General features: G+C 72.5%; 23 protein-coding genes. 14 read left to right on the top strand and 9 right to left on the bottom strand.

Annotation, left to right across the window (positions count from 1 at the left end):
• The first annotated feature begins 83 nt into the window (after nucleotides 1-83).
• From ACFYO9_RS29760 to ACFYO9_RS29750, 3 genes are read left to right on the top strand one after another with little or no spacing between them, the layout of a single operon-like run.
• On the top strand, nucleotides 84-887 hold the full coding sequence (locus ACFYO9_RS29760; RefSeq protein ID WP_358776371.1) for an ABC transporter permease: 804 nt from the start codon (nucleotides 84-86) through the stop codon (nucleotides 885-887).
• A gap of 60 nt (nucleotides 888-947) precedes the next feature.
• On the top strand, nucleotides 948-2,363 hold the full coding sequence (locus tag ACFYO9_RS29755) for a sensor domain-containing protein (protein WP_358776369.1): 1,416 nt from the start codon (nucleotides 948-950) through the stop codon (nucleotides 2,361-2,363).
• 12 nt (nucleotides 2,364-2,375) lie between these two features.
• The gene (locus ACFYO9_RS29750; protein ID WP_358776367.1) at nucleotides 2,376-3,020 is read left to right on the top strand and encodes a response regulator transcription factor; all 645 of its coding nucleotides are present in this window, start codon (nucleotides 2,376-2,378) and stop codon (nucleotides 3,018-3,020) included.
• A 26-nt stretch (nucleotides 3,021-3,046) separates the two neighbouring features.
• Here the strand turns inward: ACFYO9_RS29750 and ACFYO9_RS29745 are convergent, their stop codons facing one another.
• Nucleotides 3,047-4,126, bottom strand: a complete 1,080-nt coding sequence (locus ACFYO9_RS29745; RefSeq protein ID WP_388666721.1) for a serine hydrolase domain-containing protein — start codon at nucleotides 4,124-4,126, stop codon at nucleotides 3,047-3,049.
• Nucleotides 4,127-4,372: 246 nt separating this feature from the next.
• On the opposite strand from ACFYO9_RS29745, the gene ACFYO9_RS29740 reads away from it, so the two are divergent.
• Together ACFYO9_RS29740 and ACFYO9_RS29735 are read left to right on the top strand one after the other, a co-directional pair.
• Nucleotides 4,373-5,032 carry a helix-turn-helix domain-containing protein gene (locus tag ACFYO9_RS29740; RefSeq protein WP_358776363.1) on the top strand — a complete coding sequence of 220 codons (660 nt, stop codon included), beginning with the start codon at nucleotides 4,373-4,375 and terminating at the stop codon, nucleotides 5,030-5,032.
• Nucleotides 5,033-5,199: 167 nt separating this feature from the next.
• Nucleotides 5,200-6,624, top strand: coding sequence for a SpoIIE family protein phosphatase (locus ACFYO9_RS29735; RefSeq protein ID WP_355815718.1), 1,425 nt, complete (start codon nucleotides 5,200-5,202; stop codon nucleotides 6,622-6,624).
• Nucleotides 6,625-6,640: 16 nt separating this feature from the next.
• Here ACFYO9_RS29735 and ACFYO9_RS29730 read toward each other — a convergent pair whose 3' ends face one another.
• Nucleotides 6,641-8,134 (bottom strand): hypothetical protein, encoded by a 1,494-nt coding sequence (locus tag ACFYO9_RS29730; protein WP_355815721.1) that lies wholly within the window; start codon nucleotides 8,132-8,134, stop codon nucleotides 6,641-6,643.
• Between the two features lie 234 nt (nucleotides 8,135-8,368).
• On the opposite strand from ACFYO9_RS29730, the gene ACFYO9_RS29725 reads away from it, so the two are divergent.
• Nucleotides 8,369-9,556: an aminoglycoside phosphotransferase family protein gene (locus tag ACFYO9_RS29725; protein WP_358776360.1), complete on the top strand. Its 1,188-nt coding sequence runs from the start codon at nucleotides 8,369-8,371 to the stop codon at nucleotides 9,554-9,556.
• 144 nt (nucleotides 9,557-9,700) lie between these two features.
• Here the strand turns inward: ACFYO9_RS29725 and ACFYO9_RS29720 are convergent, their stop codons facing one another.
• The 4 genes from ACFYO9_RS29720 to ACFYO9_RS29705 form a co-directional block, all read right to left on the bottom strand.
• Nucleotides 9,701-10,438 (bottom strand): hypothetical protein, encoded by a 738-nt coding sequence (locus tag ACFYO9_RS29720; RefSeq protein WP_358776358.1) that lies wholly within the window; start codon nucleotides 10,436-10,438, stop codon nucleotides 9,701-9,703.
• On the bottom strand, nucleotides 10,435-10,953 hold the full coding sequence (locus ACFYO9_RS29715; RefSeq protein WP_355815730.1) for a methanogen output domain 1-containing protein: 519 nt from the start codon (nucleotides 10,951-10,953) through the stop codon (nucleotides 10,435-10,437). Before ACFYO9_RS29715 ends, ACFYO9_RS29720 begins: the two co-directional genes overlap by 4 nt.
• 111 nt (nucleotides 10,954-11,064) lie before the next feature.
• Nucleotides 11,065-11,532: a VOC family protein gene (locus ACFYO9_RS29710; protein WP_358708186.1), complete on the bottom strand. Its 468-nt coding sequence runs from the start codon at nucleotides 11,530-11,532 to the stop codon at nucleotides 11,065-11,067.
• Nucleotides 11,533-11,583: 51 nt separating this feature from the next.
• Nucleotides 11,584-12,495 carry a helix-turn-helix transcriptional regulator gene (locus ACFYO9_RS29705; RefSeq protein WP_358776356.1) on the bottom strand — a complete coding sequence of 304 codons (912 nt, stop codon included), beginning with the start codon at nucleotides 12,493-12,495 and terminating at the stop codon, nucleotides 11,584-11,586.
• A gap of 227 nt (nucleotides 12,496-12,722) precedes the next feature.
• Between ACFYO9_RS29705 and ACFYO9_RS29700 the strand changes: the two genes are divergently transcribed.
• The 5 genes from ACFYO9_RS29700 to ACFYO9_RS29680 all read left to right on the top strand — a co-directional run bounded on the left by ACFYO9_RS29700 (nucleotide 12,723) and on the right by ACFYO9_RS29680 (nucleotide 17,825).
• Nucleotides 12,723-13,661 carry an MBL fold metallo-hydrolase gene (locus tag ACFYO9_RS29700; protein WP_358776355.1) on the top strand — a complete coding sequence of 313 codons (939 nt, stop codon included), beginning with the start codon at nucleotides 12,723-12,725 and terminating at the stop codon, nucleotides 13,659-13,661.
• Nucleotides 13,658-15,220, top strand: a complete 1,563-nt coding sequence (locus ACFYO9_RS29695; RefSeq protein WP_358776353.1) for a carboxylesterase family protein — start codon at nucleotides 13,658-13,660, stop codon at nucleotides 15,218-15,220. The genes ACFYO9_RS29700 and ACFYO9_RS29695 overlap by 4 nt, the downstream gene beginning before the upstream one ends.
• Before the next feature lie 141 nt (nucleotides 15,221-15,361).
• Complete coding sequence (locus tag ACFYO9_RS29690; protein ID WP_358776351.1) at nucleotides 15,362-16,171, top strand: alpha/beta hydrolase; 810 nt, start codon at nucleotides 15,362-15,364, stop codon at nucleotides 16,169-16,171.
• Nucleotides 16,171-17,469: a SpoIIE family protein phosphatase gene (locus ACFYO9_RS29685; protein ID WP_355815818.1), complete on the top strand. Its 1,299-nt coding sequence runs from the start codon at nucleotides 16,171-16,173 to the stop codon at nucleotides 17,467-17,469. The genes ACFYO9_RS29690 and ACFYO9_RS29685 overlap by 1 nt, the downstream gene beginning before the upstream one ends.
• On the top strand, nucleotides 17,466-17,825 hold the full coding sequence (locus ACFYO9_RS29680) for an STAS domain-containing protein (RefSeq protein ID WP_358776349.1): 360 nt from the start codon (nucleotides 17,466-17,468) through the stop codon (nucleotides 17,823-17,825). The genes ACFYO9_RS29685 and ACFYO9_RS29680 overlap by 4 nt, the downstream gene beginning before the upstream one ends.
• A gap of 23 nt (nucleotides 17,826-17,848) precedes the next feature.
• Here the strand turns inward: ACFYO9_RS29680 and ACFYO9_RS29675 are convergent, their stop codons facing one another.
• The gene (locus ACFYO9_RS29675) at nucleotides 17,849-20,803 is read right to left on the bottom strand and encodes a LuxR family transcriptional regulator (RefSeq protein ID WP_358776347.1); all 2,955 of its coding nucleotides are present in this window, start codon (nucleotides 20,801-20,803) and stop codon (nucleotides 17,849-17,851) included.
• 338 nt (nucleotides 20,804-21,141) lie between these two features.
• Here ACFYO9_RS29675 and ACFYO9_RS29670 point away from each other — a divergent pair, with 338 nt between their 5' ends.
• Nucleotides 21,142-22,890 (top strand): putative Ig domain-containing protein, encoded by a 1,749-nt coding sequence (locus ACFYO9_RS29670; RefSeq protein ID WP_358776345.1) that lies wholly within the window; start codon nucleotides 21,142-21,144, stop codon nucleotides 22,888-22,890.
• A gap of 62 nt (nucleotides 22,891-22,952) precedes the next feature.
• Here ACFYO9_RS29670 and ACFYO9_RS29665 read toward each other — a convergent pair whose 3' ends face one another.
• On the bottom strand, nucleotides 22,953-23,177 hold the full coding sequence (locus ACFYO9_RS29665; protein ID WP_355815755.1) for a DUF6207 family protein: 225 nt from the start codon (nucleotides 23,175-23,177) through the stop codon (nucleotides 22,953-22,955).
• A 199-nt stretch (nucleotides 23,178-23,376) separates the two neighbouring features.
• Entirely contained in the window at nucleotides 23,377-23,826 is a 450-nt protein-coding gene (locus ACFYO9_RS29660) for a hypothetical protein (protein WP_358776343.1), read from the bottom strand.
• Nucleotides 23,827-24,224: 398 nt separating this feature from the next.
• Here ACFYO9_RS29660 and ACFYO9_RS29655 point away from each other — a divergent pair, with 398 nt between their 5' ends.
• A complete protein-coding gene (locus ACFYO9_RS29655) occupies nucleotides 24,225-24,497 on the top strand; it encodes a hypothetical protein (protein WP_355815761.1) in 273 nt (90 codons plus the stop codon).
• A gap of 261 nt (nucleotides 24,498-24,758) precedes the next feature.
• The gene (locus ACFYO9_RS29650) at nucleotides 24,759-26,750 is read left to right on the top strand and encodes a peptidoglycan recognition family protein (RefSeq protein WP_358776341.1); all 1,992 of its coding nucleotides are present in this window, start codon (nucleotides 24,759-24,761) and stop codon (nucleotides 26,748-26,750) included.
• Nucleotides 26,751-26,815 lie beyond the last annotated feature (65 nt).

The raw sequence follows: 26,815 nt of genomic DNA, 5'->3' as shown, positions 1-26,815 counted from the left end.
GCGTCCGTGAGTCACTGCGCGAACGTCCCCCCGAGCTTCCCCGCGAGCTTCCCCGCGAAAGAGGTCTCCCGATGAGTACGGCCATGTCGTCCCCCACTTGGCGGCGCGACGCACGGATCCCGGGCGGGCACTACCGCTTCCGGCACGCCGCCCGCATGGAGTGGATCAAGCTCCGGAGTCTGCGGTCCACCCTTTGGTCGCTCCTGCTCGTGGTCGTCGCCATGGTCGCCGTCGGTGTGGTGACGATGGCCAACACCAAGGCGCCCAGCGCGGACAAGGCCGCCGCCTTCGACGCCACGAACAACGTCCTCGCCGGGGTGGCCGTCGGACAGCTCGTGATCGGCGTCCTCGGCGTCCTGGTCGTCACCGGCGAGTACGCCTCGGGCACGATCCGCGCCACGCTCGCCGCGATCCCCGACCGGCGTCTGGTCCTCGGGGCCAAGTCGGCGGTGTACGGCGGGATTTCGCTGGCCGTCGGCGAAGTGGTCAGCTTCGTGACGTTCCTCGCGGGCCGCGCCGCGCTCGGCTCCGGGGTGCCCCGACCCTCGCTCGGGGACGCGGAAGTACTGCGCGCGGTGCTGATGTCCGGCGCGTATCTGGCGATGATCGGGCTCATCGGCATCGGTGTCGGCGCCATCACCCGGCACACCGCGGGCGCCGTGGCCGTGCTCGTGGGGGTCACGTTCGTGCTGCCCGCGGTGATCGGCGGGGTCTCCGGGACGACGGTCGCGAAGTTCTTCCCGACCATCATCGCCGCCAACTCCCTCGCCGTCGCCAAGCCGGTGTCGGGGGTCTTCGCACCGTGGACGGGCTTCGCCCTGCTCTGCCTGTACACCGTCGCGGCACTCGTGGCGGGCGAGCGGCTGCTGGCCCGCAGGGATGCGTGAGGAACCCTGACAGGGACGCGTGAGAAACCCTGACACGGACGCGTGAAGGACACTGACACCATGCACGTGCAAGAGACCGACCGGCCGGACGGAAGCCCGGGACACCACCGGGGCCGCCGCCCGGGCGGCCGCTCGACGGACCACTCGGTCGCCCACCTGCACCGGGCCGCGACGGAGGTCGCCCGCGCCCCCTTCACCCGGCGAGCCTGGGCCGAGGCGGCGTACTGCCTGATCGGGTTCCCGCTCGGCCTCGCGGGCGGGGTCGTCCTCGCCGTGGTGCTGGCCCTCGGGGCCGGGCTCACCGTCTCCCTCGTGCTCGCCGTGGTGGGCGCCCTGTTCCTCGTCGCCGGGCTCCGGCTCGCCCGCGCGCTCGGCGGCGCCCACCGCGGGCTCGCCGCCGCGCTGCTCGGCGAGCGGGCCCCCACGCCACCGCCCGCGCCGTCGGGCAGCGGCTTCGTGGGCCGGCTCGACGCGCCGCTGCGGGACGGCGGCGGCTGGCGGGCGGCCGCCTACGTCCTCACGAAGCTGCCGGTGGGCGCCCTGGGCGCGTACGCCGTCCTGTGGTGGGTCACCGGCCTGGTCAACCTCACCGCGCCGCTGCGGTGGGGGGTCTTCGGCCAGCGGCCCACCGCCGGTGACCCGGAGGGCATGCCGGTGCTCACGCCGGTCCCCTTCGGCGGCCTCGACGCCGACACCTTCGCCGGGACGTGGCTCGCCGTCCTGATCGGCGTCGCCACCCTGGCGTGCGCGCCGTGGGTGACGCGCCTCGTCGTCGAGGGCGACCGCCGGCTCATCAGGGCGCTGCTCGGGCCCGAACGGCTGGCCGACCGCGTACGCGACCTGGAGGAGACCCGCGCCCTCGCCGTCGACGACTCGGTCGCCCTGCTGCGCCGGGTCGAGCGCGATCTGCACGACGGCGCCCAGGTCCGTCTGGTCGCCGTCGCCATGGGCCTGGACATGATCAGGGAGCGCCTCGACGCCGAGGCCGACGGGAAGCCGCTGGACACCGGCCGCCTACGGCAACTCGTCGCCGGCGCGCACCAGAACGCCACCGAGGCGCTCACCGAACTCCGCGACCTGGCGCGCGGCATCCACCCGCCCGCCCTCGACGAGGGCCTTCCCGACGCCCTCGCCACGCTCGCCGGCCGCAGCACGGTGCCGGTCGAGCTCTCGGCGGACGTGCCGCACCGCCCGACGCCGGCGATCGAGACCATCGCGTACTTCTGCGCCGCGGAACTGCTCACCAACGTCATCAAGCACAGCGGGGCGCGGCAAGCCACGATCGGCGTGACCCAGCGGGACGGGCTGCTGCTGCTCCGGGTCACGGACGACGGGCGCGGCGGGGCCGCCCTCGGGGCGGGCAGCGGTCTGACCGGGCTCGCGCAGCGCGTCCGTACGGTCGACGGGCGCCTCGACATCCGCAGCCCCGAGGGCGGCCCGACGGCGATCACCGTCGAGCTGCCGCTGCGCGCGTGAGAGGGTGCCGACATGCGTGTCGTGATCGCTGAGGACGCCGCCGTACTGCGGGAGTTGCTGGCCCAGATGCTCACCGAGCGGGGCCACGAGATCTGTGCCGCCGTCGGCGACGCGGACGCCCTGCGCGAGGCGGTCGCCGCGCACCGGCCGGACGTCACGGTGGTCGACATCCGGATGCCGCCGACCCACACCGACGAGGGCCTGCGCGCGGCCATCGACCTCCGCGCCGCGCACCCCGGCACCGGTGTGCTGCTCTTCTCCCAGTACGTCGAGACGAAGTACGCCACCCGGCTGCTCGCGGCCGGCTCCGCGGGCGTCGGGTATCTGCTCAAGGACCGGGTGGCGAACATCGCGGAGTTCACGGACGCACTCGAGCGGGTGGCGGCGGGCGGTACCGCGCTCGATCCGGAGGTGGTCACGCAGCTCGCAGGTGCGGGTCACCGCGCGGCCGAACGGGAGCCGCTCACCGAGCGCGAACGCGAGGTGCTCTCGCTCATGGCCGAGGGCCGGTCGAACGCGGCCATCGCCCGGGCGCTCTTCGTCTCGCCGGGAACGGTCGAGAAGCACGTCGCCGCCGTCTTCGGCAAGCTCGGTCTGCCCGCCTCGCACGACCACAACCGCCGTGTCCTCGCGGTCATCCGCCATCTGCGGTCCTGAGCGGCGGACGCGAACAAAGGCTCCGGTCAGCCGTACATCGCCACGCGGAAGAGAGCCGCGAGCGCGGCGTCGATGGGGTGGGGCTGCGGCCTGCCCGAGGAATCGAGCCTGCTCCACCGCTGCAGATTCACCGCGACCGCCATCTGCCGCCTGCCGTCGGCGCGGGTCATGGCCAGCGCTCCACCGCCCCAGACCGTGCCGCCATGGCCCCAGAAGACGCCCTCCCCGGGGCCCTCCATCGGGTGCAGGCCGAGGCCGTAGTCGATCGTCTTCCCCTCCTGGGAGACGACCCGGGTGGTGCGTTGCATCTGCTCCAGCGACGACGGCCCGACGATCTCTCCGGCGAGCAGCATGGCGTAGAAGCGGTTGAGGTCGGCGACGGTCGATATCAGCGCGGCCGACGGGCCCACGAACGACATGTCGTAGACGCTGTAGTCGCGCGGCGGGTCGATCATGCCGAACCATGACTCGTAGAGGCGCGAGTGCGGCCCGTCGACGTACGCCCCGGCGGGGAGTTCGGTGTCCCGGAGGCCGGCGCGCTCGATGACGTGCCGGGTGATGCACTGCTCGGCCGAGGCGCCGGTCACCTGTTCCAACAGCTGGCCCAGGAGCAGGTAGTTGGTGTTGGAGTACACCCCCGGAGCGCCGCCCGGGACGCCGACGGCCGGCGCGGTGACGCCCATCTCGATCAGCTCGACGGGGTCGAACCGGGTGTGCCGGTGGTCGTCCAGGCTCTGCGGCCGGGTGCCCGCGGGGTCGGGGAACGTCTTCAGGGAGGGGTACGCGTACGGGAGGTACTCGGCGAGGCCGCTCGTGTGGTTGATGAGCATCCGGACCGTGATCGCGGCACCGCGTTCGCCGGGGACAAGCTGCGGGAGGTACCGACCGATCGGCGCGTCGAGCCCGATCAGACCGCTCTCGACCTGCTGCAGAACCGCCGCGGCGGTGAACGTTTTGGTGATGCTGCCGACCCGGTGCCGAAGGTCGGCGGTGACCGGGCGGCCGGTGCCGAGATCGGCGACTCCGACGGCGCCTCGCCAGACCTCGTCGTCGGCCCGCACCTCGGCGAACAGGCCCGGCATTCCGGCGCGGTGGACGTCTTCCATGGCGGCGTCGAGCGCCGCGCAATCCAGTGAGTTCCTCACGACAGGTGTCCTTTCGCAGTGCTCGGGCCGGGCTCCGTATCGGCCGCCCGAGCGGGTTGACAGGGCACGCGCGGCGCGTCGGCCCGCCTGTTGCCGGGTCGCTCGGCACGCTCATGTCCCATTATGCACGCGGTGCGTGCAACGCCAAGTGCATGCCGCGCGCACAGCGCGTGCATGGGTTAGACTGAGCGCGACGAGAGGGGCGAAATGGCAGGTCGAAGGCGCTGGACGACCGAGGAAATCCTGGACGCGGCGGTGGAGTTGCTGCGCACGAGCGACACGGAGTCGTTCAGCGTGCGCAAGCTCGCCGCGACCCTGGGGACCGACTCCTCCAGCCTCTACCGGCACTTCCGCAGCAAGACGGAGCTGCTGCGCGCGGTCGCCGACCGCACCCTCCTGACGTCGATGGACGGCTACCGCGCGGAGGGTGACTGGAAGCAGCGCATCACCGCCGTGGCCCTGCGCGTGCGGGAGGCCTTCGGGCAGCAGCCCCAGCTCGCCGCGGTGTGGGGGCGGTACGCCTCGGGCGGTGCCGGGTCCCGACTGGTCGTGGAGGAGATTCTGCAGGCCCTGCGCACGTCGGGGCTGCCCGACGAGGAGGTCCCGGTCCGCTACCACCGGCTCGCGGTCCTCCTCGCCGCGCTGGTCGCCGCGGAGGCCGGAGTCGGCGCCCTCGGCGCGGAGGAGTACGAACAGGGCATGGAACTGTTCCGCGTCACGGTGCTCGGCGCCGACCCCGAACGCTTCCCCGCCCTGGCACACTTCGCCCGGGACGTCCGCCCGCTCGGCGCGGATCGCCGCGCCGCGTTCGACGAGATCCTGGCGGCCCAGCTGGCCCACATCGAGGCCGCGATCCGTACGGGCTAGGGGCTCTGCTGCATCGGCCACGTACCCGTAGGACAAAGGCATATGTCAGAAGCACCACCGCATCGTGTGTTGCCAAATCCCTTACGGGCCATCCCCCGCTGTGCGAAAGTCGTTAGCGGTCCACCACCCGTCAAGTCGGTCGCACCGCACCTTCACCGGAGCACCTCATGCCGTCCCATGTCTTCGCGGACCACGCAGCCGCCCAGCCGCCCGAGCGCGGCACGGTCGACGCGCTGATCTCGCAGACGCGCCGGCTGCGCGGCGAGGTCGACGCCGTGCGGCGCGACGCCGTGGCCGAGGCCGGCCGCGGGGACCTCGAGGGACGCTGGCAGCGGGCCCTGTGCGACCTGGCGGTGCATCAGCTCAACGACCTCGACGATCATCTGGCGCAGCTGCGGGACGGCCCGCCGCGGGCGGGTGGGGAGCCCGCGGTCCCGGCCGCCGCGGAGGACGCCGATCCGCACCACGGATCGCTCCTGAGCCGGGTGGGCAGCGCCGAGTGGAACCTCCTGACCGACGAGGCCAGTTGGTCCGGCGAGCTCTACCACATCCTCGGCCACGACCCGGCCGCTCCCCCGCTCTCCCTGGACGAACTCCCCTCCCTGGTGCACGCCGAGGACCAGCCGCGGCTCACCACGATGGTCACGGACTGCCTCATCGACGGAAAGCCCATCGACGGCGAGTTCCGGATCAAGCGCTCCGACGGCCGGCTGCGCCAGGTGCACATGATGGGTGAGCCGGTGCTCGCCCCGGACGGCTCCACCGCCTCCATGTGGGCGGTGGTCCGGGACGTCAGCGAGTTACGCCGCAGCCAGCGCGTGCTGCGCGAGAGCCGCGACTCCCTGCAACGCCGGCACGACGTCGCACAGACCGAGCACCGCCTCGCGGTCGAGCTGCAGGAGGCGGTCCTGCCGCCCTGGCGCGACTCCCTGCGGTTCCCGCACGGCGGCCCCGGACGGCTCGATCTCGCCGCGCACTACCTCCCCTCCTCGACCAGCTCCCTCATCGGAGGCGACTGGTACGACGCGATGGAACTCCCCGACGGCACCGCCCTGTTGAGCGTCGGCGACCTCACCGGGCATGGCGTCTCGGTCACCTCGGACATGGCGATGCTGCTCGGCGCGTTGCGCGGCATGGCGGTCGCCGGTGCCGCGCCGGGCCAACTCATGGGCTGGCTGAACCAGTTGCTGGACGCGACGGTCCAGCCCGCCCTCGGCAGCGCCGTCTGCTGTCGCTACGACCCCGCCACCCACCTCCTCACCTGGGCGCAGGCCGGCCACCCCACCCCACTGCTGTTCCGCGACGGGACAGGACGTGCCCTGACACCCCCGCAGGGCGTCCTTCTCGGCGCCACCTCGGGGGCGACGTACGAGCAGACCGAAGAGCAACTACGGCCAGGCGACCTGTTGTTGCTGCACACCGACGGCCTGGTGCCACGGCACGACAGGGTCACCGCGACGGGGCTGCTGCTCTCCCTCGCGTCCCGCCTCACCGAGGCGCGTACCGCACAGGACTGTGTGCGCACCATCGTCGAGGAGTTCGACGTCGCTCCGCGCGAGGACGACGCGTGCCTGCTGGTCGTACGGATCTGAGCCGTCTCCGTACCCGCTACGCCCTCGCCGTCCTCCCCGCCCCCCTGGCCGCCCTCGGCAGCGCGAGCTTGATCTCCTCCCGCAGGTCCTGGATCTTCGGATAGCCGCCGTACTGCGCCGTCAGCCGGTACATCTCCCGCAGTCGGTCCCAGGTGCGCTGCGAGGAGTTGGCGCGCATCGACACCAGGGCCAACCGCGCGTACCGATCGGCCTGTTCGGGGTCGTCGGCGATGAAGCAGGCCGAGGCGAGGGAGATGTAGTCGAAGATCTGCGACCGGTCACGGTTCTTCGCCCGGAGCTCGATCGCCTCCTTGGCGTGCCGCTGGGCGACGCCCGCCGCGGACGCCTCGTGGTCGGCGAGGGTGCGGTACGCCAGGGCCTGCATGCCGTGCAGATCCGCCTCGTCGAACATCTGCATCCAACTCGGCGGTGGCACATCCCCCTTGTCGGACACGAAGAGGTCCTCGGCGATGCCGAGCGTGCGCCGCATCGCCTGACCGCGCCCCATGGACGCCTGCGCCCAGGCCTCGATGGTGTACAGCATCGCCTGCGTGCGGGGCAGCGCCTCCTCGCCGGCGCCGGACCTGGCGAGCTTCATCAGGTCCAGGGCGTCGTCCGGCTTGCCGAGGTGCACCATCTGGCGCGCGGCGCGGGACAGCGCCTCCCCGGCACGCGGACGGTCGCCGCCCTCGCGGGCCGCGTGCGCCGCGATGACGAAGTACTTCTGCGCCGTGGGCTCAAGCCCGACGTCGTGCGACATCCAGCCGGCGAGCACGGCGAGGTTGGCGGCGACGCCCCACAGGCGCCGCTGCAGATGGTCGGGGTGCCGGTAGGCGAGCATGCCGCCCACTTCGTTGAGCTGGCCCACCACGGCCTTGCGCTGCAGCCCGCCGCCGCGGGCCGCGTCCCACGCGCGGAACACTTCGACCGAGCGCTCCAGTTCCTCGATCTCCTGGGACCCGATGGGGGCGGCCTCGTAACGGTCGAACCCGGCGGGGTCGGCGTGCAGGGGATCGTCGATGTGGGGGGCGTCGGCCGCGAAGGCCGGGTCGGTGTGCAGCCAGTCGTGCATGGCGCTGCTGAGTGCGGAGCCTGCGGCAAGCGCAGCGCCCGCGCCCACCAAGCCGCGTCGGTTGAGCATGAGGTCCATTCCCGTGAATTCGGTGAGGACCGCGGCCGTCCGCTCGGGCGCCCACGGCACGCCGTCGGGGTGCTCCACACTCCCGTCGCCACGCCGTTTCCCTGCGCGCCCGTGCCGGACCATGCCTAGATCCTCAGTGGTCACGACACGGCCGAGACGCTCGGTGAAGAGAACAGCCAGCACCCGCGGCACCGGATCGCGCGGGATCTCTCCCATGTCGATCCACCGCCGCACCCGCGAGGTGTCCGTGGCCAGCTGGGGGTGGCCCATGGCCGCCGCCTGCCGGTTCACCAGTCTCGCGAGCTCACCCTTGGACCAGCCGGCCAGGCCGAACAGGTCCGAAAGGCGGGTGTTGGGTTGTCCGTTCACGTCAAGCCCCCAGGTTCTCGGCTGAGTTGACAGTAACCCTCTGTCAGTTGCTGAGCGACTATTCGCCAGGGTTCGCCAGGGTGCGCCAGATGGTGTGCCAGGGGACGACGGGTGTCAGGTAGGAATGCGCCACCCCGACCCGACCGCCGTACGGCACTCCCCAGGGTGCACCCGAAGCGGCCGGGCCGGGAGGCGCACGCAACTCACAGGCACACGAAGGGATCTGTATCGCCCATGTACGCAGCATCGTCCTCCGTGTCCGCCCCGCCCCGGCCGCTGCGCCCGCGCCCCCCGGTCCACCGGAGCCGCGAGATCCCCCCCTCGTCGGGGAGCGGCCCCTACCTGGAACCGGTGCGCGCCGTCGGCGCACCGCTGGGCGTGGGCCGCACGCCCCGCATGCCGGGTACCGGCACGCAACCGCTCAGCGGGAGACTCGACTTGTCAGGCCCCCAGGGGGCGCAACTGCGCACCGCGATCGCCTCGGTGCACCGCATCTGCCCGGAGTTCAACCCCGTGCAGGTACTCCGCCGCAGCGGGCGCACGGTGTTGCTCGTCGGCACGGCGGGGCGCGGTACCGCCGTCGCCAAGTGTCTGCTCGACCACTCACCGGTGTGGGCCGAGCGGATCAGGCACGAGATAGCGGCCTACCGCTCGTTCGTCAGGCACCGCCCGCCGGTCCGGGCTCCGCGGCTCATCGCCGCCGACCCCGACGACTGCACGCTGGTGATCGAGCGGATGCCCGGGCGGGTGGCGGCGCTGCTGCGCCACCCGATCGAGTCACCGCCCCGTGCCGACATCCGAGCGGCGCTCGGTTCGGTCTGCCGCCTCAACCAGTGGCGCCCGCCGGCCGAGATGTTCGGCAGGCCGCTGGACTACGGCAAGCGGATCTCCCGCTTCCATGAGCTGGGCCTGCTGACCGACCGCGACATGGGTGACCTGCAGAAGCTGCTGCACGGCATCGCGCACTCGGTCGGGCACCAGGGCCAGGGCCCCCAGTCCATGTGGCAGTTCTGCCACGGCGACGCCCTGCTGTCGAACATCCTGCTCTCCCCGACCGGCCCCGTCCTGGTCGACTGGGAGCACGCCGGCTGGTACCTGCCGGGGTACGACCTGGCGACGCTGTGGGCGGTCCTCGGTGACGCCCCGATGGCCCGGCGCGAGATCAGCCAGCTGGCGCAGGCCACGGGCACCGCGGCGCGCGACGCGTTCCTGGTGAACCTGATGCTGGTGCTGACCCGCGAGATCCGTACGTACGAAACCGCCGTGCAGCGTTCGATGCACGACGCGACCCCGACGGCATCGGCCCAGGCCCACCCCGGTGCCGCGCCGTCCGGCGAGGAACAACGGCTGCTTCTGAGGCGGCTGCACGACGACTGCCAGCTGGCCCGCCGGGCCGTGCGAGCGGCGGTCGGCACTCGCTGACGGGGACGAGGTCCGCAGGGCGCTTTGGACAGGGGCGCACTGCGGACCTTCGTATGCCCCCGGCGACTTCCCGGCGACTATGACGCGGACGCGTGTACGCATGCGCAGCGGGGTACGCCGACCCGGGCCGGCTGTCGCGCCGCTTCAGGTACGGGAGTTGAGCGCCCCCGCGATCAGTGTCGTCACCGACTCCAGGTGGTCCGGCGGGGGCGGGGTGTCCGCGGTGAGGACGAGCGAGGCGTGCGGCGGCACGGGGATGTGCAGGCGGGTGGGGGCAGGCGGTACGGCCGTGAGGTACAGGTCGGCTCGCGCGCAGTCGAGGATCGCGGGGACGCGGTCGGCGACGATCCGGACGACGTCGGCCGCCGTGGCGGCCGCTCTGAGCGTCACGACGAGGGCATGCATCTGGTCGAGTCCGGCGCGGGCGGCGTCCAGCGCCGCGGTGAGCGCGATGCGGTCCTCCGTGGCGCGGAAGCGGAGCGTGCGCTCCCGGTCCAGGGCGGCGACCCGCTCCTTCAGGGTGAGGAACCGGTCGCCGGGGTCGATGCGGACGGCGCGCAGGTGGACGGTGGGGGTGGCGAGCCACTGCGCCCGGGCGCCGAAGCAACGGCACCGCACCCGCGACCCGTCGTACCCGTGCAGGGTGAGGCCGGCGGGCGTGGGGTGGCCGGTGCGCAGCCATTGGCGGACGAACGAGGCGACGTCGTCGGCGGTCTCGGAGACCATGGCGCTCAGGGACAGACCGTCCTCGACGCCCGGCAGCAGCCGCACGGCCGCCGGATTCGCGGCCAGCACCCGGGTGTCGGCGGCGACGAGCAGCACCGGTTCGGTGAGCAGTCCGGTGATCTTGCGGAACAGGGCCAGCGTCTCGTCATGGATCACAGGATGTCGCCGTAGTACTCGCGTCCGGTGCTCTGGTCCGCCTCGCACGGCGGCCGCAGATGCACGACGACGCGGCAGCCCACGTCCCAGCGGGCGATGGTCTTGTCCAGCTCCACGCGCGCGTAGCCGAGGTTCTCCGAGGCGATGGTCCCGAAGAGGTTCGACGTCATCATGCACATCGAGGGCCGGCCGACGACCTTCTCGCCGAACGGGCAGACGCGGTTGCCCAGGACGATCCGCTGTTCGTTCTCCTCGATGACGAAGAAGTCGCCGCCCAGGCGCCTCTTGAGGTCGACCATGACCTTGGCCACCTGCCCGAGGTCGAGCCGGTCGGCCGAAAGCGCCTTGGCGTACTGGCGGTTGATGTCGGCGCCGAGGGTCTGGCTGACGAGGCTGACGTATCCGGCCGCTTCCTCCAGGCCGACCACGTCCTCCAGCACTCTCGCCAGTTCACGGATCAGGCTCCGCATGAACACATCGCGGTCGAGGGCGATGTCTGCTTCCGATGGTTCCACTGGGGCCCCCTCGCGGTGCGACCGATCGACGTACGGGCCTCACCTGTGGTCACTCCATGATTGCGTGCGGTCACAGGTGTTGTCGACCGATTCGGTCATGGTGGTGCCGCTTCACCCCTCTTGAGGCGGGCGCGCGTCTTCGGCCACGGCAGGCATCGGATCTCCGCCCGGGTGCCACCGGTCGAGGAACGCGGCCTGCCGTCCGACGTCGACGAGTTCGATGCGGGCACCGATGCTGTCCATCTGGTGGTAGGCGAAGGGGCGGCCGTACGGGCAACCGGTGAAGTCGGTGGGCATGCCCTCGTGCTCCAGACGCCTCGAACCCTGCCGGACGTCCTCGGACCAGAAGCCGATGTGATCGAAGCGTGCTCCTTGCGATGCGTCCCAGGGGCTGCCCGCGGGACCCTCGATGAGTTCGATGAACGGCGGGCCACCCGCGCTGAAGACGATGCGGTAGTCCCATGCGCCGAGGCGGTCCGAGTGCGGGGCGCTCCACTCGACGCCGGCGGAGCGCCGGAAGTCCTGCATGGCCCGCTCGAGGTCGGGAACGACGAAGCACACGTGGTAGAAGGCGGTCATCCACCCATGATCGGGCACAGGCTCGCGTGTCACACCGGTCTTTCGTCCGGGTCAGGCCCGGCCCGCCCGGAGGCCCGCCCCGTCGTCCGCCCCGTCGCCCACCGCGCGGTCCGCCACCGTGGCCTGGGCCAGGAGGGTCAGGGCCGCCTGCGACGGCGAGCCTGCCTCGGCGACGGCCAGGACCACGTGCTGGTCCTCGGACTCGGGCAGCCCGAGGCTCTGGTGGGTGACGGTGAGCGTGCCGACCAGCGGGTGACGCATCTCGTGCCGTGCCAGATGGCAGGGGCGCACCCCGTGGCCGGACCACATGGCGGCGAACTCGGGGCTCTTCACGGCGAGTTCGCCGATGAGGGCGGAGAGCAGTGCGTCGTCGGGGTGCCGGCCCGCGACCATGCGCAGGTTCTCGACCATCGCCGCGGCCTTCACCCGCCAGTCGATGTACAGCTCACGTGTGTGCGGATCGAGGAAGAGCATGCGGGCGAGGTTGGGACGCTCGGCCGCCCGCCGCGGGCCCGCGGGGTCGACGTGCGACGCGAACAGGGCGTGGCCGAGGCCGTTCCAGGCGAGCACGTCGGCGCGGCGGCCGGTGACCAGGGCGGGCACGCCGTCGAGGCTGTGCAGCAGGTCCAGGGTGGCGGCTCCCACGTGCTCGGGCCGAGGACGGCGGGCCGGCGTGCGGCGCCGTCCCGCGTCGGCGAGGTCGTGGAGGTGCGTGCGCTCCGCCCCGTCCAGGCGCAGGGCCGAGGCGACGGCGTCCAGGATCTGGGGGGAGGCGCCGGTCGAGTGCCCTTGTTCCAACCGCGTGTAGTACGAGGGGCTGACCCCGGCGAGCAGTGCGATCTCCTCCCTGCGCAGGCCGCTGACGCGCCGCCGGTCGCCGTAGTCCTTCAGGCCGACGTCCGAGGGGCGCAGCTGTGAGCGTCGCGCGTGCAGGAAGTCGCCGAGTCGGCCTCGCTCTCTCATGCCCCCAGTCTGCCGCCGGACCGTGCCCGACAGCCTGCCCCTGTCCGGGATAGGCAGCGGCGGGTCTGGTTGCCCCGCGCGGGCCCGGCGACCGTGGTGATCCAACGCCGACGCCCGACCGTACGGCGGCGGCACCACGACGCCATGGAGCACCGATGGAACAAGAACTCCCCGCAGAACAAGGACTTCCCGAGAAGCAAGACCTTCGCGTGAGGCAAGGCCTCCCCGTGGAGACGATCGAACTCGGCGCGGTAACCGTCACGCGGATCAAGGAGTACTACGGGCCCGTCGGCATGACCCCCGACGCGTTCCTGCCGACCGGCCCGCCCGGCGCCTGGGAGAACACCGCCTGGCACACACCCGACTTCCTCGACCCGCGCACGAACGTCGTCAACTCGGCGGTGCAGAGCTGGCTGCTGCGCAGCGAGGGCAGGACCATCCTCGTCGACACCGGCGCCGGCAACCACAAGGAGCGCCCCTACTCGCCGGTGTGGAGCCACCTGAACAGCGATTTCCTGGGCGAGTTGGCGCGCGCAGGCGTCGCTCCGGAGGACGTCGACGTGGTGGTCAACACGCATCTGCACGTCGACCACGTCGGCTGGAACACCCGCCTGGACGGCAGGGACTGGGTCCCGACCTTCCCCAACGCCACGTACCTGATGCCGGGGGCCGACTTCGTCTTCTGGAATCCGGAGAACGGTCACCGGACCCTGCTCGGGCGCGGCAACCAGAACGTCTTCGAGGACAGCGTCGCCCCCGTCCACCGGGCCGGCCTGGTCAGGCTCTGGGAGGGGCGGCACCGGATCGACGCCAACCTGGTCCTGGAGGCGGCCCCCGGCCACACCCCCGGTTCCAGTGTCCTCACCCTCGACAGCGGCACGGACCGCGCGGTGTTCGTCGGGGATCTGCTCCACAGCCCGGCGCAGATCATCGCTCCGGACCACAACAGCTGCTTCTGCGAGGACCCCGTCGAGGCCCGCGCCACGCGCCGCCGGGTGCTCGGCTGGGCCGCCGACCACAACGCCCTCGTCGTACCCGCGCATCTGGGCGGCCACGGCGCGGCCGAGGTCGAGCGCTCGGGCGGCACCTTCGCCATCAAGGGATGGGCCCCCTTCACCCCGTACACCCCACACACCCCGTACACCCGAGAGGAGGCCGGCGCATGAGCGACGCCCGGTGGCGCGAAGGCGCGGAGACACGGATCGTGCGCACCGCCCAGGGAGCGGTGGTCGGCGCACGTGGGGAGGGTTACGAGGTGTTCCGCGGGATCCCGTACGCCGCTCCCCCGGCCGGCGCCGCCCGCTTCGCCGCGCCCCGGCCGCACACGCCCTGGGCCGGCGTGCGGGACGCGACGGTGCCGGGCCCCACCGCGCCCCAGGCCGGCCGCGATCTCGGGGCCATCGACATGTCGCCCTACTTCGGGCCTGGTTGGGTCCGCGGGGAGGGCTTCCGGGGGCCGGGTTCAAGGGGGCAGGGCTTCCGGGAGGGGGACGCGGAGGACTACCTCACCCTCGACGTGTGGGCGCCCGAGCCCGCCGGTGCGGGCCTGCCGGTCATGGTCTTCGTCCACGGCGGTGGGTTCGTGGCGGGCTCGACCCGGGCGAGCCTGTACGACGGCGCGGGTTTCGCCCGCGACGGAGTCGTCCTGGTGACGGTGAACTACCGCCTGGGCATCGCCGGGTTCCTCGATCTCCCCGGCGCGCCCCGCAACCGCGGGCTCCTGGACGTGCTCGCCGCCCTGCGTTGGGTGCGGGAGAACGTCGCGGCCTTCGGAGGCGATCCGGGGCGGGTCACGTTGTTCGGGCAGTCGGCCGGGGCCACGCTGACGGCGGCAGCGGTCGCCGCGCCGGAGAGCCGGGGTCTGGTGCGGCGCGCCATCGTCCAGAGCGGCAGCGGCCTGGGTGCGTTCACGCCGCAGCAGGCCGGGCGGGTGCGGGAGGCGGTCTCGGCCGCGCTGGGGGTCGCGCCGCACGCCGACGCGTTCGCTCCCGTCTCCGACGAGCGGCTGGTCGAAGCCGCCGCCGGGCTCGGCGGGATCGATCTGCGGACCGCCGACGCCTTCGACCCCCTCGTTCGGCTCAGTCCCTTCAGCGTGGTCGCCGACCGGCAGCCCGCCGACGCCGTCGCCGCCGGGGCCGGGGCCGACGTGGACCTCCTCGTCGGCACCAACGCGGAAGAAGGCAACCTCTACCTGGTGCCCTCGGGCGCCCACGCCACGTCCACGAACGCGGACGTCCGGGCCGTCGCCGAGGCATCGCACCCGGCGCCGGATGTCCTCCTGGAGGCGTACCGCGCGGCGTACCCGGGGGCGGCGCCGGGGCGGCTGCGGTCGGCCGTCCTGGGGGACGCGCTGTTCGGCGCGGGCAGCTGGGCCCTGGCCGACGCGCACGCCGACGGGTCCGCCGGTGGCACGTACAGCTATCTGTTCGCGTGGCGCTCGCGCGCCTTGGGCGGGGAGCTCGGCGCCGCCCACACGACGGAGCTCCCCTTCGTGTTCGGCGCCGATCCCGCTCCCCTGCGCGGTCCCGGCGCGCTGCACGGCCCCGGGGACCCGCCGGCCGGTCTGGCCGCACACATGCGGGCCGCCTGGATCCGCTTCGCCCGCACCGGCGACCCCGGCTGGGCCGCGTACGACACCCGGAGCCGGTCGACGATGGTCATCGACCGCGCGTGGGAGGTGTGCGAGGACCCCCGCGAACCGCTGCGGCTGGCCTGGGCGCGGTGATCGCCCGGCTCCATCCCGTAGGGGCTACCCCTCTGAACAAAGATGCGCCCGCCATCTGCTGAAATTAAGGGGAAGGAGGCCGTTCGCAGGGGGCCCGCCCGGAGGACGCCCTCAGCTTGTCCGTCTGAAAGGATGTGCCCCATGGATGTACGGAGCAGGAACCACGTAACGGTGACCGGCCGACCCGCCGGGCCGGTGCTGATGCTGGCGCACGGGTTCGGGTGCGACCAGAACATGTGGCGGCTGGTCCTTCCGGTGCTGGAGCGCGATTTCACCGTCGTCCTCTTCGACCACGTGGGCGCGGGGCGCTCGGACCTTTCGGCCTGGAGCAAGGAGCGGTACTCGTCCCTCGACGGCTATGTCGACGACGTCCTGGACATCTGCCGCGAGCTGGCGCTCGGGCCTGTCACCTTCGTCGGGCACTCGGTGAGCGCGACGGTGGGCGTGCTCGCCGCGGCGCGGGAGCCGGACGCGTTCGCCGGTCTCGTACTGCTCGCCCCGTCGCCCTGCTTCATCGACGACCCGAGTACGGGCTACCGCGGCGGGTTCAGTGCCGAGGACATCGAGGAGCTGCTTGAGTCGCTGGAGGCGAACTACCTGGGGTGGTCGGGTGCCATGGCGCCGGTCATCATGGGCAACCCGGACCGGCCCGAGCTGGGCGAGGAGCTGACGAACAGCTTCTGCCGCACCGACCCGGAGATCGCCCGCGTCTTCGCCCGGGTGACGTTCCTGTCCGACAACCGCGAGGACCTCGCGCGCGTGGGCGTGCCCACCTTGGTCGCCCAGTGCTCCCACGACGCGATCGCCCCGCCCGAGGTGGGCGCGTTCGTGCACCAGCAGATCGCGGGCAGTGAGTTCGTGACGCTGAAGGCGACGGGGCACTGCCCGCAGCTGGCCGCCCCCGAGGAGACCGCCTCAGCCATCGCCGCGTTCGCGGGTGCCCTCAGATGATGTGCAAGACCGACAACGGCGAGCACGGCAACGGCCGGGGCTGCGGGGACGGGGACCACGAACCCGGCCTCGGCTCCGGCTCGGCCGAGGAGCGCGCGCAGTTCTCCGCACTGCTCGAGGACAGTGCGGAGGACCTGTACGAGCACGCCCCGTGCGGGTATCTCTCCACGCTCCTCGACGGCCGGATCGCCAAGGTCAACGCCACCCTGCTGGACTGGCTCGGCTACGAGCGCGGCGACCTGGTGGGCAGCAGGCACTTCTCGGACCTGCTGACCGTCGGCGGCCGGCTCTACCACGAGACGCACTTCGCCCCGCTGCTGCGCATGCAGGGGGAGATCAGCGGCATCGCCCTGGAGCTCAAGGCCGCCGACGGCACCCGCCTGCCGGTCCTCGTCACCTCGGTGGTGAAGACCGGCAGCGACGGTCAGCCGCTGCTGATCCGCACCACCCTCTTCGACGCCCGTGACCGTCGCGCGTACGAGAAGGAGCTGCTGCGCGCCCGCCAGGAGGCCGAGCGGGAGCGGGAGCGTCTGCAACGGCTCAACGCCACCCTGCAGCAGACGCTGCTGCCGCCGACGCTGGCGAGCGTGCCCGGTCTGAACGTGGCCGCGCACTACCACATCGCGTCCACCGACGAGGTCGGCGGCGACTTCTACGACCTCTTCCCGCTGGGCTCGGGCGCTTGGGGGCTCTTCCTCGGCGACGTCTGCGGCAAGGGCGCCGCCGCCGCGGCCATCACCTCCCTCGCCCGCTACACCCTGCGTGCCGCCGCCGTCTACGACCCGGATCCCGTGGCGGTCCTGAAGAACCTCAACACCGTGCTCAACCACGAGTACAACGGCACCGACCCCCGGTTCTGCACCGTCATCTTCGGCCTGATGACGCCCGAGGGCGACGACGGCGGTTTCCGGGTGACGCTGGCCGGCGGCGGCCACCCCTCTTCGGTGCTGATGCGGGCCGACGGCACCGCCGACTACGTACCGACGCCCGGCGGCCAGCTGATCGGCGTGCTGCCCAACGCGCACATCGCCACCACGACGATCCGCCTGGAACCCGGCGACACCCTGCTGCTGCACACCGACGGGCTCACCGAGGCCCACACCGCGAGCACCGGCGCCAACGACCGCTACGGCGACGAGGCCCTGCTCAACTTCGCACGCGAGCTGGCGCCCACCACGGCCGCGGACACCATCGCCGCGATCCGCGAGCTGCTCGACACGTTCGGCACCGGCGTGGACGACGACACCGCCGTTCTGGCCATCAACGTCCCCCGACCCACCAGTGAAGAGCAGCAGTGACCCAACTCCTGACGATCCGTACGCTCGTCGGTCCGGCCGGAGCGGTCATAGAGCTGACCGGGGAACTGGACCATCGCACCGCCCCCGAGGTCCATGTCGCGCTTCGCGGACTCGAACTGCGGCCCGGCCAGCAACTCGTCCTCGACCTCGGCCGGCTCACCTTCTGCGACTCCACGGGGATCACGGTCTTCCTCGCCGCCCGCAACTACGCGCTCGCCACGAGCGCGGCCATAGTCCTGGCGGCGGTCCCCGCGCGGGTCACCCGCGTGTTCCGCATCGCGGGGCTGGACGAGGTCTTCCCCACCCACCCGACCGTCGAGGCGGCGGAGGCCGCGTGGCGGCCGGCCCCGAGCTGACGCGCGGGTGTCGCGGAGGCCGGTCAGGCGGTGAGCGCGGCGGCGAGCTGGGTGCGGGAGCGGATGCCGAGCTTGCGGTAGACGCGGCTCAGGACCGTCTCCACGGTCTTGACCGAGATGAACATCTGCTGCGCCGCCTCCTGGTTGGTCGCACCCGTCCGCACGAGTTCGGCGAGCCGCAGCTCGTGCTCGGTCAGGAGCTGCCCCGGCGCGCGGCCTGTCAGATGGGACAGGTGGTCCTCGGCGAGCACGCTCCACGGGTGTGCCTCGGCGTCCGCGAAGAGCGACCGGGCCGTCTCCCACGCGGCGCGGGCCCCGGCGGCCCGGCGACGGCGCCGCTCGACCCGGCCGCGCAGCAGATGGGTGCGGCCCTCCTCTACCGGCAGGCCGAGCCGGGCGAAGACCTCCGCCGCATCCGTCAGGAGCTCGGCGGCCTCGTCGCCGGTGCCGCCGAGGTGGTGGCGGAGTGCGCGGGCCCGGGTGAGCGCGGCGCGCAACGCGGCGTGCGCGGGATGCGGTCCGACGCGCTCCTGCATGGTTTCCAGCAGTCCCTGTGCCTCCCGCGTGCGCCCGCTGAGGGCGAACGCCTCGACCGCGTCGCCCTGCCAGCGGAGTACGGTCGGGTCGGCGGCCCCGGACCGGGACTCCAGCTCGGCGACCTCCGCGAGCGCCGCGGCAGCGCTCTCGACGCGTCCGGTGTGCAGGAGCGTCGCCCCGAGCACCCACAGGCCGCGCGCCGTGTGCAGCGCGTCCTCCTCTTCCCGGGACGCGCGTACGGCGTGCGCGGCGAAGTGCAGCGCGCGATCGTGCCGTCCGCCGCAGGCCTGGGCCAGGGCGGCGGTGTACCAGGCGGGGCCGGGTGACAGGCCGGCGGCCGCGGTGAGGTCGACGGCACGGTCCGCCCAGCGCAGGGCGTCACCGCAGGCACCGCGGCCCGCGTCCACCTCGGCGAGACTCCGCCAGAGGTCGACCAGGTCCTCCGGCTCCCCCGACTCCTCGGCGACGGGCAGGAGTTGGAGCAGCAGGGCACGGGCTTCGGCAGGCCGGGCGTCGAACACGGCGTGGCGGGCGGCGAGGTACTGCGGGCTGTTCCGCACCCCGAGCCGCGCCGGCGGTACGGCCAGGGACAGCGCCCGATCCAGTACGGTCGCGGCGGCGTCGACGCGGCCGAGTACGCGCCGCATCCGGGCGGTCATCGTCAACGCGGCCGCTTCCAATGGTGAGTTGCGTGCGCGTACGGCGAGGGCGGCGGCGGCTTCGGCGTGGTGCAGGGCGCCGGCGTGGTCCTCGCCGGAGATGTTCGCCTGCACGGCGGCACGGAGTTCGACGGCGGCGAGCAGTTCCGGGTCGTCCGCGGCGATCCTGCGGGCGGTGGCGAGCAGGGGGCGGGCGCCGGCCGTGTCCTGACCTGTCGCGTCGACGACGGCCAGCAGGGCGTGCACCCGCTGGGCGCGGGTGCCGTGCTCCGCCATGATCCGGTCCGCCGCACGCCGGGTGAGGGCGGCGGACCCGGCGGCCGCCGCCTGTTCCGCGGCCGCGGCGAACCGCTCCAGGCGCAGCCGGGGCCGGTCGGCCGGGGTGAGGCGGGCGGCAAGGAGCAACAGCTGTGCGGCGCGTGGACGTTCACCCGCGGCGCGCGCCAGGGTCGCGGCATACGCGGTCTCCTCGGCGACGACCGGGTCCGGTGTCTCCTGGGCCAGGGCGGCGTGCAGAGCCCGAGCGACGGGGCCGTGCGAGCAGGCCGCGAGTGCGCGGTGGATGGCGGTACGACGGTCGCGGGACACGGTGGCGGCCGCGGCGTCGGCCAGGGCGGTGGCGGCGAATCGGTACGGGGCTCCGTGGGCCTGGGCCTGGCCCTGACCTTGGCCCCGGTCCCGGTCCTGGTCGGCGAGGAGCAGCCCGGCGTCGAACGCGTGGGAGAGGTGGTCTTCGGCCCGACGTCGACCGCTGTGGCGCAACAGGTCCACGTCGCAGGTGCCGGCCAGAGCGGCGACCTGAAGGGTTTCGACGACGTCCGACGGGACGGAGGCGAGCCACGCGGCGGCGAGCTCGCGCACCTGGCGGGGCGGAGCGGGCGAGAGGCCGACCGTCATGCCGGACGGTACGGCGGGGGCAGCCGTCGCGCCGGGCGTCGGCGCACGAGCGGAACCGTGTCGGACCCATGCGTCGAGCAGCGCCCGGTGACCCCCGCAGTGCCGGTGGACGGCCGCCGCCCACCGTACGGGCAACCCGATACGCGCGCAGGTCGCGGCCGTCTCGGTCAGGTCCGCGGGCGGTACGGGGAACACCGCCGGATGCCCGCCGAGCAGTGCGGCCGCGACGGGCGGGCGCCCGCTGGTGCGTTCGGCGACCAGTGCCCCCAGCTGCGCCGGGGGAACCGTGCGGAGCGCGTAGCCGATGAGATCCGCGCTGTCGGGGTCCAGCCACTGCGCGCCGTCGATCACGAGGAGCAGCGGTGGCCCTTCGCTGAACATCCGTGTCAGGGCCAGCCGCAGCGCAAGTCGGTGTGCGGGAGAGGGTGCCTCGATGTGTCGCAGGAGCTGAGCGGCGGCGGTCGTCGGGGGGCGGCGGCTCCCGGAGTTTCCACCGGGCGGGGCGACCTCCAGCTCCGGGTCACCGGCACCGGCACTGGCACTGGCACTGGCACTGGCACGGTCCTGCGGGCTCGGTGGCGTCCCACCCTCGCACCCGTTCGCCTCGGCCGCGCTGAGCAGTTGGACCAGCGCGCCGTAGCGGACGTCGGCGTCGCCTTCCTGGGCGGTCACCCACAGGCAACGACGCGGCGTTACCCCCTCCTGGACGGGTGACCGCTCGGCCAGCGCCTCCAGCAGCGTGCTCTTGCCCGCACCCCAGGGGCCGGTGACCGCCAGCCGACCGTGGCGCCGCAGCAGGGATGCGGCGCCACGGACCACTGCGGCCCAGCCGTCCCCCGCCCCGCACTCCTCGAACTCACCGTCCACGCTCGTCCGTCCTCGCACACCGGGCACCGTAGGCGGCCGCCTCCTCGGCCACAACGCCCGTGCGTGACCCACGTAAGGAGCGAGGGATCTCCCTGACCTCCCCCTGCCCCGTGTAAGGGCCCGGCGCATACGTCTCACGCCCCAGCCCCCGGCATCCCCCACATACAACGGGGGCCTTCCCGGATACCGCCCAGCTCCCGACCCCAGGACGCTGTGGCCCATTCAGCGACGGCACGCCATCGCCCACATCACCTCACCAGCGCCCAGTCACCGACATACGAAGCCGAGCCGCCGCTGACGCCCCGCAACCGACACGCTCCCAACCCGAAAGGCCCCCCATGCGCACCCCATCCCGCATGCGCGTCCCATCCCGCCGCCCTCGGCCCCTACTGGCCGGCCTCGTGGCCGTCGCGGCTCTCGCCGGGCTCGGCGCCCTGCCCGGGCCGGTCGCCCACGCCGACAGCACTCCACCCTCACCCCTGCCCGCAGGACTCCGCGCCGCCTTGGCGCGCGATCTGGGGCTGGACTCCGCAGGCGTACGGGAACGCCTGGCCGACGAGAGCCGCGCCCAGCGTGCGGCGGTCGCCGTCCGCGCCACGGTCGGCGACCGCGCCACCGCGCTCTGGTTCGACTCGAACGACGGCCGCCTGCACGTCTCCGTCACCACGGACCGAGCCGCCGCAGCCGTACGCGCCGCCGGAGCCGTACCACACCAAACACGCGCCACCCGCGCCGAGTTGGAGGCAACGGCGCGGACGGTCGGCGCCTGGAGCCGAGGGGTCCCCGGGGTTCGCTCATGGGGCCCGGACGCACGCTCCGGGCGGGTCGAGGTGGTCCTCGACCCCGGCGCGTCGACCAAGGCCACGAAAGATCTACGGACCAGAATCGCCTCCCTCGGCGCTCTCGTACGCGTGGTCGAGTCACGCGACGTTCCACGCCAGCAGGGCGGCGACGTGGTGGGCGGCGAGAAGTGGATACCCGGCAGCGAGTCCCCCTGTTCCATCGGCTTTCCGGTGACGCGGACGAGCGGCGGCGGCAAGGCGTTCCTCACGGCCGGACACTGCACCAACGACGCCGACCAGCCCGCGTACGGCAAGGACGGCACGCGCGTGGGCACCTCGAACAGGAACGGTTCGGGGTCGGTCAACGCCCGCGAGGGCGACATGGGCATCGTGGACGTCGACCAGCCGGGGTGGTCCCTGGCGCCCAAGGTCGCGGGCTGGGGCAAGGGGGACGTCCCCGTGACGGGCTCGGCCGACGCGGTGGTGGGGACGGCCATATGCCACTCCGGCCAGACGACCGGGTACCAGTGCGGCGAGGTGACCAAGGTCGATCAGAGCGTCGACTACGGGAACGTGGTGATCGACGGACTCTCCTACACCAGCGCGTGTTCGGCGGGCGGTGACTCGGGCGGCAGTTACGTCACCGCGGCCGGAGGGAAAGCCGTGGGCCTGCACTCGGGCGGCGGCAGCGCGACCTGCGGCAGCGGAGGCGGCGAGAAGTTCACCATCTTCCAGCCGGTGAACGAGGCGCTCACCAAGTTCGGGGCTCGGCTTGCCACTTCGGACCCGCAGCCCGGCGAGGTGACGGTGGCGGCCGTGTCCGCGCAGACCGGCTCCACCGGCAGTCCGGTGGAGCTGCGGAACAGCGCGGAGGGCGGTACGGCTCCCTACACGTGGACCGCCACCGGACTGCCGCCGGGGCTGTCCGTGGCCGCGTCCACCGGCACGGTCACGGGCACGCCGACGACCGCAGGGACGTACCAGGTGACGCTGACCGCGACGGACTCGGCCGGCAAGAAGGGGTCCACGTCCTTCGCGTGGAAGGTGACGGAGCCGGGTACGGGGGCGCCGCAGCTCACCTCGCCGGGCAGCCAGAACGCTCACGTGGGGCGCCCGTTGAGCCTGCCGCTGAAGGTGACCGGCGGCACGGCCCCGCACACCTTCACCGCCACGAACCTCCCGGCCGGGCTGGCCGTTCACCCCACGACGGGCGTGCTGTCGGGCACCCCGACGACCTGGGGTCTCCGCAACTCGACCTTGACGGTCACGGATGCGGCGGGCAGGAAGTCGTCCGTCACCGTGACGTTCACGGTCTGGTCCTGACCCGGGTCCCACCCCCGTGAGCCGCCGCCCTTCTTCCGTTCCTCTTGTCCTCTTGCCTTCCGCTACTCCCCCGCCACCTGGGGCGTGTCGTCGGGCGGAGTCGCGTAGACGTACTGGTGCACCACCACCCCACCCTCGTCCGGCAGCGGCTCAGGATCGGTGGGGCTGGTGGCGTTCAGGTGGTCGGCGATGGCGTGGGCCACGGCGTTCACGGTGGTCGCGTCGGCGGAGTGGACGGTGATCCGGGCGAGGCCGGGATGGGTGAGATGTGCGCCTTGAGAAGTCATGCCGCAACAGACAACCCGCCCTATGAAGACGGTTCGGGCAAAGCGTCAGCTTCATCCGGATAAGGGACCTTCGAGGCGGCAAGCTGCCCGCCCGCGCAAAACGATTTCCCCTTGGCGCGCAACGACGCCGCCCCACCCACCGACCCCCGCTTCGGGGCCGAATGGGTGGGGCGGCGTCCGGTCGGGAACCGAGAGGGGTTCAGCTGGAGGCGGGCAACGCCTGCGGTTCGACCTCGCAGTGGTCCACCGACTCCACCAGGCCTTCTCCCCCCAGCTTCACTCGAGCCGTCACCTTGCCGTTGCCGGGAACCTTCACCTTCTGGGTCTGCCCGCGGAGAGTGATGCCGGCCGCGTCGACGAACGTGACGGAGACATAGAAGCGGCTCGTCCTGTTGTTGCTGTTCGTGACCCTGACGGTCGCGTAGGGAGCCGCCGGACTCGCACACTTCACCAGCTCGACCTTCGCGTCGCGCAGCGCGTGGCCTCCGGGCGAGCTGGAGGCGGTGGAGTCGTGGTTCGGCCGGCGGTTGTACGCTCCACCGCTCGATCGGCCGCCGCTGCTTCCACTGCCGCCGCTGGTGCTGCTGCCACTGGTGCTGCTGCCGTACGAATCGTCGTCGTCATCGTCGTAATCCGAGCCCGATGACACCGATCCCGAGGAACCGGAGCTGCTCGACGAGGAACTGTCGTGGTCCTGGCTCGAACTGCTGCACCCGCCTCCGCCTCCGCCACCACTTCCGTGACGGCTGCTTCCCCCGTGGCCTCGCCCTGTGGTGAATCCCGTCAGCGCGAGCGCCGACAACGTGAGTACCGCTACAACTCTGAGTGTGCGCCCCCGATTTGTCATTCGGCCATCTTACTTATGGCCACTGACAGAATTCGGCCGGGGTGCCTCCATACTCATTAACCTGTTTATCGTGCAACGACATTCTGAACTTTATGCAAGCGAATGCGAAGTGCACCGCTAACCACACCTCAAAGATGGAATCGGCGGGTAAGCGGCACGCGACAGCCCCGTTGTCAGTGGTGGCTGAGACGCTGGACCGTATGGACAGCGACGATGAGCAGCTGCTGCGCGGCCGTGTGTACGGCCAGGACCACGAGCACCCGGGCCCGCGGCCGGGACAGCGCTACGCCGAACTTGTCGGCGGGCCGCTGGACGGGCTGCTGCTCGACATCACCGGGTGGACGCCGGAGGAGATAGAAACGGGTGTCGCCCTCCCGACGGAGCTGGGGCGCTTCGGAGCCGGTGGCCGGGCCACGTACGGGCCGCGCCCGCGCGATCCGGGCCGTTTCGACTGGTCCGGCGACAGCCCGTAGGGCCGGCCGCACCACTCCACCGAACAGGTGGATCTCGCGGATCCCCCGACCCTCCATTGGTCCACGCCACTGACGCGACGCAGGCGGTGGGGCCGCCTCTGGCGAAAACCCGCCCCCAACCCGCCGAACCCCGCGCTGACATGGGAAATCCCTTGCCCTGGGCATGATTGACGGATCGTCGGAGAGCCGGTACCACTGACCCACGCCCGGCCCCGCACGCCCCGTCACGCTTCACCGGCCCAGGAGTCCCAGGAGGCTGCATTGCGAGCATCCGGCACCGCCCCCACCCCGTCCGCGCGCAGACGTACCGTCAGGACGGCAGGCGCCCTCGCGGCCGCCGGCCTGCTGGTGCCGCTGCTCGGCGCGGCTCCGTCCTCGGGCGCGTCCCGACCGACCTCGGCGGACGGGCTGCAGGAGGCCTTCGCGGCCGCCGCCACCGAGTACCACGTGCCGCAGAGCGTGCTGCTCGGCGTCTCGTATCTGCAGTCGCGCTGGGACGGGCACGGCGGCGCGGCCAGCGTCACCGGCGGCTACGGCCCCATGCATCTCACCGACGCCCGCACCGCCCTGGCCTCGGCCCCGCACCACAGCGAGGGCACGGAGGACCCGCGCGGCGACACCTCGCGCCCCGCCGCGCCGCCCACCACCGAGGTGCCCGCGGAGTCCGAACTCCCCGCGCGGCTCAAGACGTTGCCGCGCGCGGCGAAACTCACCGGCAAGTCCGCGCAGCGGCTCCGCACCGATCCCGCCGCGAACGTCGAGGGCGGCGCGGCGCTGCTCGCGGCGGCCCAGCGGGGGCTCGGCAAGCCGCTGAGCGGTGACCCCGCCGACTGGTACGGCGCGATCGCCCGCTTCTCCGGGGCGGACGACGAGGCCACAGCGGCCACGTACGCCAACGACGTGTTCGCGGTGATGCGGGACGGCGAGCGGCGCACCACGGACTCCGGTCAGCGGGTGGCGCTCGCACCGGTGCGGGGGCTCAGCCCCGATGCGGCGCAGGTGAAACGGGTGGGGCTGCGCAAGGCGCCGGCCGGGCAGACCGAGTGCCCGAAGACTGTGTCGTGCGAGTGGATCCCGGCGCCGTACGAGGAGTTCAAGGATCCCCAGGGCAACCCGGACTACGGCAACCACGACCTGGCGGACCGGCCGAAGAGCCAGAGCATCGACTCGATCGTCATCCACGACACCGAGGGCAGGTGGGAGGGCGTCCTGAACCTGGTGCAGGACCCGACCTACGTGTCGTGGCACTACACCCTGCGCTCCACCGACGGCCACATCGCCCAGCACGTGAAGGCGAAGGACGTCGCCTGGCACGCGGGCAACTGGTACGTGAACTCCAAGTCGATCGGCCTGGAGCACGAGGGCTTCCTCACCGCGCCCGACACCTGGTACACGGAGGCGATGTACCGCACGTCCTCGCGCCTGGTGAAGTACCTCGCCAAGAAGTACGACATCCCGCTGGACCGCCAGCACATCCTCGGCCACGACAACGTCCAGGGCACCGTGACGTCGTCGATCCCGGGGATGCACACCGACCCGGGCCCGTACTGGGACTGGCAGCACTACTTCACGCTGCTGGGCAAGCCGTTCAAGGCCGCGAAGGGCAAGGGCGGCGGCCTCGTCACCATCGCCCCCGACTACACCAAGAACCGTCCGGAGTACACGGGTTGCGTCAAGCCCGGCGAGACGTGCGCGCCGCACGGTTCGGCCGCGGTGCGCGTGCACACCGAACCGCGCGACGACGCGCCGCTGATCAAGGACATCGGCAGGCGCCCCGGCGGCCAGGACTCCACGATCGACGTGAATGACACGGGCGCACGGCTCTCCACCGGCCAGCAGTACGCGGTGGCGGACCGCCAGGGCGACTGGACGGCCGTCTGGTACCTCGGCCAGAAGGCCTGGTTCAAGAACCCGAAGAAGCAGCCCACCGCGGTCGACGCACGCGGCTCCGTGGTGACGCCGAAGGACGGTGCGGCCGAGGTCCCCGTGTACGGACGCGCGTACCCGGAGAAGGAGGCGTACCCGGCGGGCGTGCCCGTGCAGGCGGTCTCCCCGCTGCCGTACAAGATCCTCGCGGGCCAGAAGTACGTGATCGGCGACAAGGTGCCGGGCGAGTACTTCTACGCCCCGACGTTCGACACCGCGCCGCACAAGGTGGTGCGCGGCAAGGACGTGTACTACGTGATCCAGTACGGCCACCGGGTCGGGTATGTGCGGGCCGCCGACGTGGAGGTGGTGCGGCAGGCCTCGTAGCGCCGTCGGTTGTCTACCCCGTCAGGTGAGCGTCGGGTCCGGGTCTGCGCGGAGGCAGGCCCGGA

Origin of the sequence: Streptomyces sp. NPDC005863, from assembly GCF_042871345.1 — a bacterium.
Classification (GTDB): Bacteria; Actinomycetota; Actinomycetes; order Streptomycetales; family Streptomycetaceae; genus Streptomyces.
Note: the sequence above shows the minus strand (reverse complement) of the source record. Positions and strands in the feature narration are given on the sequence as shown.